The following is a 13,856-nucleotide window of genomic DNA, read 5'->3' as shown; positions in this document are numbered from 1 at the left end:
AGCCATGATAACAGAAAAAATAAAACATCTCTTTCAATTTATTGATTATTTACATTCAAACATTTCATACTTCAAAAAACACCATAATATAATTGTTGAGTTGCAGAATTTAGACGAACAAAGATGTAATTTAAAACCTCGTGAAAATTTTGTGCATAAATTGAAATATGATAAAATCCAAACTGAATTAGAACAAAAATTTGATGTCATTCATAAAAACATCATACTGCCACTTTATAAAAAAGCAACAGATTTAGAACTGGGTTATTTTACTAATCAGAGATTTTGGCAGTGGGGTCTTAGTGAAATATATACTTTAAAAGAAAATTTTGAAGAAGCCGATATTCCTGAAATTTTATTTCAGAAAAATAAATATATTGAATTTAGAGAATCAACAAAATGCAACTATTTCAATGATATGTTTTTTAGTGATTTAGAAAGAGATTTAAAGGAATTATTTGATTTTTTTATAGAACCTGAAGATAAAAAATTTGAAGTGTTTAAATTTAAATCAAAGCTCGTTAATGATATGAGCGAAGTTATTGATTTACTTACTGAAGTTATATTTCCAACAACAAATACTTTAACAAAACAAAGTATTGCAAAATCTTTAAGCGATATAAACTTTTTTAAAATTTATTTTGAAAACAATAAAAATAGAGAGTTTAATAATGATAGTTTTATAAAACCTGAAAATTGGGATGATTTAAAAGATATTTTCTTTATCCAAAGAATGGAAAAGCATAATAGAAATTATACACAAAATGAAAAAATAAAACTAGAGTTAGAAAACCTTGCAAACTTGACAATAAATAAAACTGATTATAAAATAATAAAGGATAGATACAAAGACTATCTACTTAAATTGCAATCTCAACAACCTCAAAACAATAAAATTCATTTTAACGATTTTACGGACTTTTTAAGTTTTTATACCAATGAAGCTTTAAAAGTCGATTTATCCAAAGAAAATATTAATGTGTATGAGTTTTTACAAACTCAACAAAATAAATTTAAAACAGCAGACGTGGCTTCTGAAATTGATGAAGTTCGTGAATATTCAAAAAAAGCAATGAATCAATGCAAAAACTCGCTTAACATTGCTTTTATTAATAATCATTATAAAGTTCAATTGATTGGTAGTACACCTCGTTTTTTAGTTGATTTAAAACTTTACTTAGATTATAAAGAGTTATATGAGAAAACAATTGCAACCGATAATTTAAAATCTAAACAAACTGAACCTTTATTTAATGATGAAGGTAAAAAAGAATTACACAATCATATTTTTAAAGAAAATGCTTTTGAGGTATGGCAATCTATGTTTGATGAGTTTGAAATTAATGAACGAAGTAGGACGGATGTAAAGTTTATGTTTGAAGAAATGAAAAAAGAAGGCTTAATTCATAATACCGTTAATCAAAAAACTTTTTTAGAATGGATTCCTGAAACTTACAAGGGTTTGATTGTACAAAAAATTTCAAATCATAGTAGAACAAATCAACGGTTACAAGCTTATGCACGAGCAAAAGAGCTTTATAGAAATTAAGGTACAAACCATACCCAAAAAGGTACAAACCGTAATCTTTTAGGATACAAGCCCAAACCAATATTTGCAATGTTATAAACATAAAAACATTGCAAAAAATGCAAAATTCAATCTTACTTCAAAATTTAAGTCCTGAAGCATTAACGGAGTTAATCAAACAGGGTGTGAAAAGTCAATTAGAAGACTTTAAAAATAGCTTTAATATTCATAACCCTGATGAGTTATTAACCCGAGAACAAACGTGCGATTATCTACAAATCGATAGCAGTACTTTATGGCATTGGACAAATAAAGGCAAAGTTATTGCCTATGGAATTGGAAACCGCAGATACTACAAAAAAGCGGAATTATTGGAATGTTTAATTCCTTTAAAAAAATAAGCGATGGGAAGTAATAATACTAACCACCGCAATTATCTTTCGACACTTCAAAGCAAAGATAACTTTTTTAAAGCTCAGGAAAACCGATATTTTGAATATCTAAAAACTCATATTACCACTAATTCAATGGTGAGTAATGCACTAAATACCCTGCAAAAAAAACTCACTCAATATAAACGTAGTTTGGAAAAACTCGGTTTGCATTTCGAAGTTGAAATGAAACGTTGTAAAATAACAGGTTTTCAAGCGTGGTATCTATCGACTAAAAAGGATTATTGAAATGATAAAGTACAACACAATAAGTGTTGATACTGATTTGAATAATTTACTTTCGTCCTATCGACGTGCAAACCCCGATACAGAAAGTGCACTAAGGAACGGAATAGAAAATCTATCGAATTTCAATACTATAAACGGGTATCATTTTGACAGTCTTACATATTTGGCTATCAATTATTTTTATGATAATATTTTTGTTTATTACGATGCGGAAAACAAAAAGCATAGTTATAAAGCAAACGGAACAACTACAATTGCGAGTATAAAAGGTTATTTTGACGCGTGTAATTATACTCAATACATACCAATTTACACAATAGATAAAACCGATTATAAACAATTGTTTAATGCTGAATTATTCATGGAATCTTATTTGATTATTCAAACGGCCTATTTTTTTGGTTCAAAAATGTTTGGCCAACATCAATATATTAAGGTTGTTGAGTATTACAGATTGCACGGCATTATTTTGCCAAATGATTTAGACAAAACACAATTGACGCGCGCATTTACTAAAATTGACACTTTTAAGAATTGGAACGGTGAGGGAGTAAAACCATCAAATTTCTCAAAAGATAACTATTTAAACAATTGGTATTATGGAACATTGGATTTGATTGCAAACACGCTTATAAGTTTAGGCCATAATTGCATAAATTTCAAATATGAGTTTCCAATAAAAAAGGGAAAAGTTTCAGAGTACCGCATTTACAATAAATTGATACAGACACCTCGAATTCTTCGCAAAGTACAGCCCTTTGAAATGATTGAGTTTGATATTAAAAGCGGTCATTTATCGTATATCGATTTGCTTGTTGGTTCAAACGTATCAAAAACGGCTTATGATAATTATGCAAAGGCTCATGGAATAACGAGAGATGAGGCAAAGCGTAAATTTCAATCAATATTGAATTGGCGAGAGTTCCGAAAATCACCCGCTAAACAAAAACAATATCATACTGACTTATGCGGTTTCGGTTGGACACCCAAACAGGCCACACGGATAATAAAAGAGGTTACAGATGCATCTGAATATTTGTTTGGACACTTTGCCAGTAAGTTCGAATTGAAATACACGGACATTTTTATAAAGGTTAATAAAATCAAAGGTTCAACACGCGGACACGATGCGGTTTATTTGTTAAAAAGACGTGATGTGAATTATTCTCAACTGATAACGTCTTTTGAAAATGGAATAATACAATTTGAATTAAAGCCAACAGAACAGCACAAAACAAATTTTGAAATCGAAACACGCCAATACAACACGCCAAAAGCAATTTATTTTAATGGAATAACGAATAAGCGCGTTGCTATCAAATATGAAATTGGCAAAATTCCTGACATAGTTTTGATATTTACTGATTATGTTGAAGTTGTTTGGCGTGCTGAAACTGAAAGGGAGGAACGTTTTAGCGTGTACGTTGGCATAAATTACCATAAAGAAAAGTTTAGTTATTACGCTCCAAAAATTGATACAGAAAAACCAATTTTTAACGAAATAAAAAACGCTTATAACACTTTGTTAGTGTTAAACGATTACACACTCGAAGCAGATGTAACGCACGTTTTTTGTCAGCACATTCGGAAGTATTTAAACTTTGACATTGTTTCTTATTCACGCTTATTGCAGGCTGAAACCGCAACCGATTTTGTTCCAGTTATTAGGCAAACCCGTATTACTACAATTTATAACGAAAACAAAACCGATGATATTGATTTTAATAATATGCTAGCACAAAACACGGCAACGGGATTGTGTACTGATTTTTGGATGTTTGAAAAATTTAAGAACTTATTAAAACGCTGGATTATTGGCCAATATAAAATTGACCGAAAACCCAAAGGAGGTCAATATTACAATTTACGTTTGAAAATGTTTGAAATCGACAAGGCAGGCCGAAAGACAATAAATTCAAAAACCCTCACTTTGGATGCTGAACCATCGTCTATTATAAAGAGTATTATAATAGAGCAGAGTTTGGCGGGTAAAATGTTGTTTTGTCCTAAAATTGATAAAAAACAGACAAAAGAAAGGCAAGCAAAACAACTGGCCAAACAAATTAAAGATTGGCACAAATTAGACTTAATACGAACGGAACAAATGAGGCTAACAAAAGAAGCAGTAAGCGAGATTATTGATTTATTCAAAATAGAATCTAAATACAATATTAATTATGTTTCAAAATACAATTGAAAATGACAGAACGGAATATTCTATTAACCGAGAGATTGCAGGAATTGAACAAAAGATACAAACGATTGAGCAAAATATACGAAAGGCATTTTGCACTAGGCACGAATGTAAACGACTTGAAAACGAGATTAATAATATTAAGGAACTTATTGAAATCAATTCCACCTATTCGAACCCGAAAACGGACGACTTTCTTTGGATAGACTAACTAATTTTAAAAAAAAATGAAGTAAGAAGCAAAAGCCTATGAGTATTCAACAAATTAAAAGTCCTTTTGATCATTTATAAGTTTATTATTATATATTTGAAAATAAATAAACCCTGACATTTGTCAGACATAGCGACCCAATTTAGGAGTGCTATGTCTGATGTCGTCAGACATATATACAAGTTAGGCACAAGCTAAAACAACACGAACAGAAATGACATCAAAACAACAATTAGAATCAATTCTTTCAAACCAATATGAATCTGAAGACGGAGATTTGTATAAAGTCGAATTGCTGGACGGAATGACCGACAGTGAAATAGAAAACCTGAAAAATCAGCTTCCAGATAACAACTTACCGAATGAAATCGAAGAATTATTAAGATTCAGCAAAGGTTTTGAGTTTTATGGACTTGAAGAAGTACGTTTTGATGCATTCGGTCATTTTGGATTTGAAGAAATGTTTCCAAAATCAATACAACTTGCAGGAGATGGGTTTGGGAATTTTTGGATTTTAGATATTGACTCTAAGGGAAATTGGAATTCAGTTTATTATGTCTGTCACGACCCATCTGTCGTTGTAAAACACTCTGAAAATTTGACGGAGTTCATAAGACACGTTGACGAGTTCGGACAAAAAGGAAATCAATCGCACTTGGACATTATTCACGAAAAGACCGTAATGGATATTTGGAGTGAAAAAGTCGGAATAATGGAAAAAAATGAAAAGTATTATGACTTTGAAAACGGACAAGTTGAACTACCAGAAATGTTTTTAGTGGCGGACTTGACTAATCAACCTATAAAAACTGGATTTCCTTGGGGTAAATCAGGACCGAACACAAAAATCATAAGACCAAGTGATGAACCAATTTGGATAGTTGAGAAACGAGTGAAACAAGGTTTTCTATCAAGATTATTCGGTGGAAAGAAATAAATAGCCAGTGCCTAACAGCTACTACAACGGATTTGGGCATTTGGCTTAATGGAAAGTTGGTTTTGTATTTGTGATGATTTGGCAAATCCAAAGAATGGGCTTAATTTAGTGCCAAACCCGCTGTAGTACCAGAACGTTAGCGGTCAGCTTGCAACGAAACTGGAGAACAAAAACGAACTGAAACAATAGTATTAAAATGAATAAAATTGAAATACCATTAAGCAAGACTAAAATAATTTTGTTATTACTTGGAGCAGTGATTTTTGGGGTGTTAGGGACACTTTTTGTAATTAATCCTGAAGAATTTATTTCACCGATAATGCGAAGCCCTGAGTTTATAAGAATTTCAGGTATTGCAAGTGTTTTATTCTGTGGTGTCGCAGGTATTTATGGAATTAGAAAATTGTTTGATAATACAGTTGGTTTAACAGTTGACGAAAATGGAATTACTGATAATACAAATGCATCAAGTGTTGGTTTAATAAATTGGACAGACATTACAGAAATTAAAACTGAACAAATAATGTCGACAAAATTTTTACTTATTTTTACGAATAATGCGGACAAATACCTTGATAGAGTTGGATTCATTCAACGTAAACTATTGCTTGCAAATGAAAAAATGTACGGAACCTCTTTGTCTATAACTTCCAATACTTTAAAATATGATTTTGACGATTTGGAAAGATTATTAAAGAATAGTTTAAATAAACAACTTGAGAAAAAGCCGAACCGCTAACAGCCACTACAACGGATTTGGGCAAGAGGCTTAATGGGAAAATGGCTTTGTACTTGGATGATTTGGCAAATCCGAAGAATAGGCTTAATTTAACCCCAAACCCGCTGTAGTGCCAAGACGTTATGAGCCATTTTAGACCACAGATCAATTCCTAACACGATCAAATGAAACAAAGAGAATTCACATCAATAGGATTTATTTTAGCCTTAACCATTTTACTTCTGAATGACTTTTACTTTAAAATTTATTATGGAAATTGGCTGACTGGAAAATTGTCTGACTTTGCAGGATTGTTTATTTTTCCCTTATTTTGGACCATTCTATTTCCTAAATTAAAAGACAAAATATACTTTGCCTCAGCAATTATATTCATTTATTGGAAAACAGTTTATAGCGAAGCTTTATTTGAAATTATAAATCAGTTATCTATAATTAAACTGAATAGAGTTGTTGATTTGACTGATTTGTTAGCACTACTAATTTTGCCAATTTCCTACTCATATCATCAAAAAGTTAATAAAAATTTCACAACTATTAATCCAACATTTATTGTTATTTTGACCTCTTTTTCTTTTATAGCTACTAGCTATGATTCAGAAATAGAATATAAAAACGAATATACTTTTGACTTTCCTATTGATACTCTTAAAACAAAAATTTATTACCTGAAAACTATTTCTAATCAATATGAAAAAGAAAAAGAAAATTACATTTTAGACTCAACTGGAAAATACAAAATTCATAAATATTATTGGGACACAATTGATGCAAAAAAGCCACCTATTGATAAGTTTGTGAAAGACACAATGGACTTATTTATTTTCGAAGATTTTTGTTTTGAAGGATATGACGCAAAACTTGTAATTAGTGGCGATAATAAGAAATCAAAAATCAAAGTTTTAGGCTTTCATCATAAATGCCCAACAGATGAAAAGACTCTAACACATTGGAATAATGACGAAGAAATATTATCTAAATCATTTGAGAAAAAAGTCATTGAACAACTGAAATAAAAACGGCTCATAACACACGCTACAAGCAATTTGGGCATTTGGCTTAATGGAAAAATGGTCTTGTATTTGGGATGATTTGGCAAATCCGAAAATAAGGCTTAATTTAATCCCAAACCCGCTGTAGTGCCAGAACGTTGTACGAAATAAACCAATAAACATTCAAAACTTAACAATGGAACTATCGAATGCTCAATTAAAAAAAATATTGAATATAGGAGTTGTTATATGTATACTATTCATTTTAATTTGGGAAATCTTCTACAACGATAAAGAATCATTCTACAAAAAAAATTTTGACAATATTTTGAATGAAAATTTTTCTGGAAATGTCATTGAAAAATATTATGATAAAGAGAATCATAATAGTCCGACTATCGTATTGAATAATTCGAAAATTTCAGTAGTTGGTAATTTTTGGTCCGAAATTTTAGTTGGAGATTCTATAGATAAAAAAAAGGGAGAATATACAATCACTGTTTATAAAAAAGTTGACACATTAATTCTTGACTATAAAACAATAATTGAAGAAATAAAAAAGGATAAAAAATTAAAACCATATAACTAAATAAAATACTTCGTACAACAGCTACTACAACGGATTTGGGCAATTGGCTTAATGGGTAATTGGTTTTGTATTTGGATGATTTGGTAAATTCAGGTTTATTGTTGAAAATGAAATGATTAGCTTAGTTTTATGTTGCTTATTTATAGGTAATTAGGATAGTTTTCCGTATTTTAGTTATCAAAAAACAATCAATATTCCTTAATAATTTAGGTTATTGTCTATGGGACGTTACGCAAATTATCCAACAACAGTAGAAGACTGTTTGTTTTTATCACTAAAGAAACTCAAAGAATGGGATTACTTAACTTATAATGGTACTAAATCGGGTACAGTTAGTTGGAGTAGGAACGGAACACCACATTCAAATATTGGTATAAAAGTTACAAAGAATGATTTTGAAACATTTATTATTTTGGATTATAAATGTAATGGAGAACCTAAAAATTATAAAGTTAAGATAATTAGTAAACCCTCGAATTTAGGCAAAGGAGAGGTTTTATATTTTGTTTGTCCAAGCACTAAAAAGCATTGTAGAAAATTATATTTGCATAGTGGTTATTTTTTGCATCGTGAAGCCTTTAATAGTTTGATGTATCAAAAACAAATAGAAAGTAAAAAGAATAGGGATTTAAGTAAAATATTTGATGCGTGTTACCTTTCAGACGACGTATATGAAGAACGCTTTAAAAAGTATTTTAAAACACATTACAACGGCAAAGAAACGAAACGTTTCAAAAGGCTAAATAATAAAATACTTAAAGCTGATAGTTTTCCAGTAGGAACAATTGAAAAATTATTGATGATGTAAAAGCATATCCGTTCAGAGATGATCGGTTTTTTTATGGTTTAATCCTAACCGTAATCTTACCGTTGTGAATAATCATTAATGGTTTTTTAATGATTTGTTTTGCACTATCTGTCACGCGTAATGAGATAGGGAAATACAATATGCAACTATCTGTTACGCGCGTTTAGGTCAAATTAATATCAAAAGTACAACGATACGCGCGCGTAATGGTTCGGAAATAAAAAGCTCATTCCTATCTATTCGCGTGCGTAACGATTTGATTAATCAACTTTTTTCAAATTTAATCAATTAGGGTAACATTAGGGTCAATCCTCACCGTAACCTCACCGTTAAAAAATATCATTAATGATTTTAAATTAATATATCCCTATCTCATCACGTGTACAGAGTGCGTAACTAATAATTAAGTTGTAATATCAAACACAATGCAATTAAATTTGTATTGGTATTTTGATTTGGTGCAAAAGTGTAAAATTGAAGCTAAAAACGACAGATTTATTTTGCCGTGAATCGTACTTTTTACAAGAACTTTTAAGCTACAATACAAAAATCGTACAAATACCAAAATAAAAAATCCTTAAACTCCTGATAATCAGTATGTTTAAGGATTTATTTTGTGACCTCGACTGGATTCAAACCAGTAACCTTCTGAGCCGTAATCAGATGCGCTATTCAGTTGCGCCACGAGGCCTTTTTGTTATCATTAAGCTAATTTTTATTAGCTTTGTTGATTGCTTATTGCGGGTGCAAAGATAGACATAAATGTGACATATACAAACATAAAATAAGATAAAAATTAAAAAAAATGAAGATAGAAAATTATATACGTGATATTCAGGGATTTCCAAAAGAAGGAATTTTGTTTAAAGATATTACGCCGCTCTTAATTGATCCAATTGCAAGAAAAGAATGTCTTTCGGTTTTGGTTAATTCTTTAAAAGAACAGAAAATTGACAAAGTAGTAGGAGCAGAGAGCAGAGGTTTTTTCTTCGGAATTTTATTAGCGCAGGAATTAAATGCTGGTTTCATTCCCGTTCGTAAGCCTAAAAAACTGCCATATGAAACAATTTCAGCTTCCTATGAGCTTGAATATGGCACAGATAGTTTAGAGATGCATACTGATGCCATTAAACAAGGAGACCGCGTTTTAATTCACGATGATGTTTTAGCGACCGGCGGGACTGCAAAAGCGGTTTGTGAATTGGTAGAACGTTTGGGAGGCGAAATCGTGCAATGTAATTTTTTGATGGAACTGTCTTTCTTAAATGGAAGAGAAAAGATAAAAGAGTATCCAATATTTTCTGCGATTACGTATTAATTTAAACCAAAACAATTTTGTGTTTTTTATAATATAAAGCACTAATCAAATTCGGGTTTTTATTCTAGTCTGTCAAATAAACTATAGAGCCTGTTTTTTGATCGTTTAAAGCATTGTTAATGAAAATATGAGATTGTATAGGGATTTGCTTATTGTATAGGTTTTAGAGCTTATATGCCCTTTTGTGTCAAATTAAAAATCATTTTACCTGTTATGGATATCGTTTTCAAAGCCGAATTATAGATTATCGCGGTTTAATGAATTCATCAGAATTTTGGAGAGATGAAATCCATCCAAATTCAGCAGGAGCGAGGAGATTATCAACACGCGTTACGTTTTAAAACACAAAAACCCGACCTTTTAAAGTCGGGTTTTGTATTTAATAGTATTCCTTTATCTTAAGCTTGCGCCAAGTTCCGTTTCAAAAGTCTGCTGTAATTTTGACATGATTTTATCAATTTGAGCATCAGTAAGCGTTTTTGTATTATCCTGAATAGTAAAACTCAACGCATAAGATTTTTTCCCAGCTGGAAGTTTTTCTCCTTCATAAACATCAAATAAGTTGACATCTTTTAAAAGTGATTTTTCTGTTTGTTTTGCCAAATTAAAAATACTTTCATATGTTGTACTCTGGTCAATAAGCAACGCTAAATCTCTTCGTACTTCTGGATACTTTGGAATTTCAGTATATTTAATTTTTCCAGTAATAATTTTCAGCACTAAATCCCAGTTAAAATCCGCGTAATAGACATCTTGTTTAATACCGAAATGCTTTAAAATTGATTTTTTTACTACACCCATTTCGACCAAAGTGTCATTGTTGTAGCAAATTGCTGTTCCTTCAGAAAAAATATCAGATTGCACTGGCGCATTCGAAATTTTATCAATTCCCAAACGAGCTAGAACTCCTTTTACATATCCTTTTAACAAAAAGAAATCCGTAGTTTTTTGAGGGTTTGTCCAGCTTTCTTTGTTTCTGTTTCCAGAAATAAGCAAGGTGAGGTGTTTATGCTCTTCGTATCCATTAAGATATTTGTGGTAGCTTTTTCCGAATTCAAATAATTTTAAATCGGCATTTTTTCTGTTGATATTATAAGAAATAGCTTCAAGCCCTGAAAACAATAATGACTGACGCATAGTGGACAAATCACTACTTAAAGGATTCAGCATTGTTACATTATGTTCTTCTTTTAATGAAGCCGAAAGTTTTGCATACGCAGCAGTGGTCAAAGAATTGGCCATCATTTCATGAAAACCCTGAGAATTTAACTGAGAAGCAATTACGTTTTGTACTTTATAATCTTCTGTTCTTGGAGAATTTGCTACAGTAGCATTGAATTTTTTAGAAAAATTAATATTATTGTAACCATAAACACGTAAAATTTCTTCGATTACATCAATTTCACGTTGTACATCAACACGGTAAGCAGGAATTGTTAATCCTAAACCAGAATCAGAAACACTGTTTACTTTAATATCTAAAGAAACTAATATTTTTTTGATGGTATCTTTCGGAATTTCCTGTCCAATAATTTTATAAACGTGACTGAAATTTAATAAAACAGAGAAATCTTCGACTTTTTTAGGATACACTTCCACAACATCCGAAGTGATTTTTCCGCCCGCAACTTCTTGAATTAAAAGTGCTGCACGTTTCAATGCATATTCAGTAATTGTTGGATCGATTCCTCTTTCAAATCTAAAAGAAGCATCTGTATTTAATTGATGTCTTTTTGCAGTTTTACGAATGCTTACAGCATCAAAATAAGCACTTTCTAAAAAGATAGAAGTTGTCCCGTCTGTAACTCCTGATTTTTTTCCTCCAAAAACACCGGCAATACACAATGGACCTTTTTCATCACAAATCATCAAATCTTCTTTATGTAATGTTCTTTCTACATCGTCTAAAGTGATGAATTTTGTTCCTTCTGGAAGTGTTTTTACAATTACTTTTCCGTTGATTTTAGCGGCATCAAACGCGTGTAACGGCTGTCCTAATTCATGCAAAACATAATTAGTAACATCGACAATATTATTTTTTGGAGTTAATCCAATTGCTTTCAATCGATCCTGAAGCCAAGATGGTGATTCATGAACTGAAATTCCAGAAATGGTTACGCCGCAATATCTTGGTGCTAAATGAGGTTCTTCAACATTTACGTCAATTTTCAACGTACGCATATCAACTCTAAAATTACTTACAGAAGGCGTAATCAATTCTACGTTTACACCACGTTGCAGCATTCCAGCTCTCAAATCACGAGCAGTTCCAAAATGACTCATCGCGTCAGCACGGTTTGGAGTCAAGCCAATTTCGAATACTTCGTCATTTGCAATTTTAAAAACTTCAGCCGCCGCAGTTCCAGGTACTAGGTTTTCATCAAGAACCATGATTCCTTCATGACTTGTTCCTAAACCTAGTTCGTCTTCGGCACAAATCATTCCGTGGCTTTCCTGTCCGCGAATTTTTCCTTTTTTGATGGTAAATTCGTTACCATCTTTATCGTATAAAACAGTTCCAATAGTAGCAACGGGAACTTTTTGACCTGCCTCAACATTTGCCGCACCGCACACAATTTGTACAGGTGCTTCTAAACCAATGTTTACAGTTGTTACTTTAAGTCTGTCAGCATCTGGGTGTTTTTCGCAGGTAAGAACATGACCTACAACAACGCCTTCCAATCCACCTTTTATAGATTGGTATTTTTCAACCACTTCAACTTCCAGACCCAAATCTGTAAGCAATTCTGAAGTTTGTTCTGAAGTCCAGTCTGTTTTAATAAATTGTTTTAACCAGTTGTAAGATATTTTCATGTTAGCTTAATTATTCTTGTATGAGGATACAAATATAAGGATTGCGTGTTGTAGTAAGAAAAAAAAAATTTTGTTTTTGCCTGAAAAATAGCCGCGCGTCGAAATTTATAAATAATGCAGTAAATAAAAAGTCTGATACTTACTTTGTTATTACGCTTTTATATGTTTAAAACAAGATCACTAAATCAACTCTTCAACATGTTTTTTAATGTTTTCTGAAATCTTTTTGATAGGTAAATCATTTTCATCATCACCAAAAGGATCTTCAATTTCTTCAGCAATTAATTCTAAACTGGCCAAAACATAAAAAATAAAAACAACTACGGGAACAACATAATAGCCTAAACTTAAAGAATAACCAAAAGGCAAAGTCATAATATAAAAGAAGATGAATTTCTTTATAAACGCACTGTAAGAATAGGGAATAGGTGTGTTTTTTATTCGCTCACAAGCACCGCATATATCTGTAAAAGCCACTAATTCGGCATTTAAAATGATAAGCTGATCGCCCGTTATCTTTTTTGAATCATACAAATCGTTGATTTTATGAAACATCATTCGTTTCACCTGATTTGGTTTGTGTTTATGATGATCCAATTCCAAGTCAACATCTTCAAAAAGCTGTTTAGCTGTTTCAGAATTATTTAAATGTTTATATAAGATGGAAGCGTAGCCAGGAATAAACTTTCTAAAAAACTTTCGGTCATTTTCATCTTTTAAAATAGCCGAAAGTTTTATAGCAAAATTACGGCTGTTGTTTACCAAACCGCCCCATAATTTTCTGGCTTCCCACCAGCGATCATATGCTGTATTTGTTCTAAAAACTAATAAAAGAGAAATCACAAAACCTAATATTCCGTGCATAACAGGAATATTTTTAAGGTAATGTTTTTCATCAATTCCAAAATAAATCACTTCAATATAACCAACAAGGGCAGCGTAAATACCAATCCCAATCATTACAGGGAATAACTGCCTGATAGTGTCTGATTTATGAAAATGAAAGATAAAGGTAAACCACTCTTTAGTATTGTACGCGATCATTTTTT

Annotated in this window: 12 protein-coding genes and 1 tRNA gene; 10 read left to right on the top strand and 3 right to left on the bottom strand. The window is 31.3% G+C overall.

What is annotated here, in order from left to right; translation table 11 throughout:
* Positions 1-4 precede the first annotated feature (4 nt).
* The 9 genes from EV145_RS04450 to EV145_RS04410 all read left to right on the top strand — a co-directional run bounded on the left by EV145_RS04450 (position 5) and on the right by EV145_RS04410 (position 8,675).
* Positions 5-1,549, top strand: a complete 1,545-nt coding sequence (locus EV145_RS04450; protein WP_133524025.1) for a hypothetical protein — start codon at positions 5-7, stop codon at positions 1,547-1,549.
* Positions 1,550-1,647: 98 nt separating this feature from the next.
* Positions 1,648-1,929, top strand: coding sequence for a helix-turn-helix domain-containing protein (locus EV145_RS04445; RefSeq protein ID WP_133524024.1), 282 nt, complete (start codon positions 1,648-1,650; stop codon positions 1,927-1,929).
* Positions 1,930-1,932: 3 nt separating this feature from the next.
* Positions 1,933-2,208: a hypothetical protein gene (locus tag EV145_RS04440; protein WP_133524023.1), complete on the top strand. Its 276-nt coding sequence runs from the start codon at positions 1,933-1,935 to the stop codon at positions 2,206-2,208.
* A 1-nt stretch (position 2,209) separates the two neighbouring features.
* Positions 2,210-4,405 (top strand): hypothetical protein, encoded by a 2,196-nt coding sequence (locus EV145_RS04435; protein ID WP_133524022.1) that lies wholly within the window; start codon positions 2,210-2,212, stop codon positions 4,403-4,405.
* A 422-nt stretch (positions 4,406-4,827) separates the two neighbouring features.
* The gene (locus EV145_RS04430) at positions 4,828-5,550 is read left to right on the top strand and encodes an SMI1/KNR4 family protein (protein WP_133524021.1); all 723 of its coding nucleotides are present in this window, start codon (positions 4,828-4,830) and stop codon (positions 5,548-5,550) included.
* A 196-nt stretch (positions 5,551-5,746) separates the two neighbouring features.
* Positions 5,747-6,289: an STM3941 family protein gene (locus EV145_RS04425; protein ID WP_133524020.1), complete on the top strand. Its 543-nt coding sequence runs from the start codon at positions 5,747-5,749 to the stop codon at positions 6,287-6,289.
* Between the two features lie 164 nt (positions 6,290-6,453).
* Positions 6,454-7,302 (top strand): hypothetical protein, encoded by an 849-nt coding sequence (locus EV145_RS04420; protein WP_133524019.1) that lies wholly within the window; start codon positions 6,454-6,456, stop codon positions 7,300-7,302.
* 172 nt (positions 7,303-7,474) lie between these two features.
* The gene (locus EV145_RS04415) at positions 7,475-7,867 is read left to right on the top strand and encodes a hypothetical protein (RefSeq protein WP_133524018.1); all 393 of its coding nucleotides are present in this window, start codon (positions 7,475-7,477) and stop codon (positions 7,865-7,867) included.
* Between the two features lie 220 nt (positions 7,868-8,087).
* On the top strand, positions 8,088-8,675 hold the full coding sequence (locus EV145_RS04410) for a hypothetical protein (protein WP_133524017.1): 588 nt from the start codon (positions 8,088-8,090) through the stop codon (positions 8,673-8,675).
* 617 nt (positions 8,676-9,292) lie between these two features.
* On the opposite strand, the gene EV145_RS04405 is transcribed toward EV145_RS04410, so the two are convergent.
* Positions 9,293-9,366: transfer RNA gene (locus tag EV145_RS04405), tRNA-Arg, on the bottom strand.
* A 114-nt stretch (positions 9,367-9,480) separates the two neighbouring features.
* Here EV145_RS04405 and EV145_RS04400 point away from each other — a divergent pair.
* Positions 9,481-9,993 (top strand): adenine phosphoribosyltransferase, encoded by a 513-nt coding sequence (locus tag EV145_RS04400; RefSeq protein WP_133524016.1) that lies wholly within the window; start codon positions 9,481-9,483, stop codon positions 9,991-9,993.
* 393 nt (positions 9,994-10,386) lie between these two features.
* Here the strand turns inward: EV145_RS04400 and pheT are convergent, their stop codons facing one another.
* Both pheT and EV145_RS04390 read right to left on the bottom strand, forming a co-directional pair.
* Entirely contained in the window at positions 10,387-12,807 is a 2,421-nt protein-coding gene (pheT, locus tag EV145_RS04395) for a phenylalanine--tRNA ligase subunit beta (protein ID WP_133524015.1), read from the bottom strand.
* A 180-nt stretch (positions 12,808-12,987) separates the two neighbouring features.
* Positions 12,988-13,851: a bestrophin family protein gene (locus EV145_RS04390; protein WP_133524014.1), complete on the bottom strand. Its 864-nt coding sequence runs from the start codon at positions 13,849-13,851 to the stop codon at positions 12,988-12,990.
* Between the last annotated feature and the right edge of the window lie 5 nt (positions 13,852-13,856).

Source organism: Flavobacterium sp. 245 (assembly GCF_004362055.1).
Taxonomy (GTDB): domain Bacteria; phylum Bacteroidota; class Bacteroidia; order Flavobacteriales; family Flavobacteriaceae; genus Flavobacterium.
The sequence above is the reverse complement of the archived record's forward strand: the minus strand, read 5'-3'. Positions and strand labels throughout refer to the sequence as shown.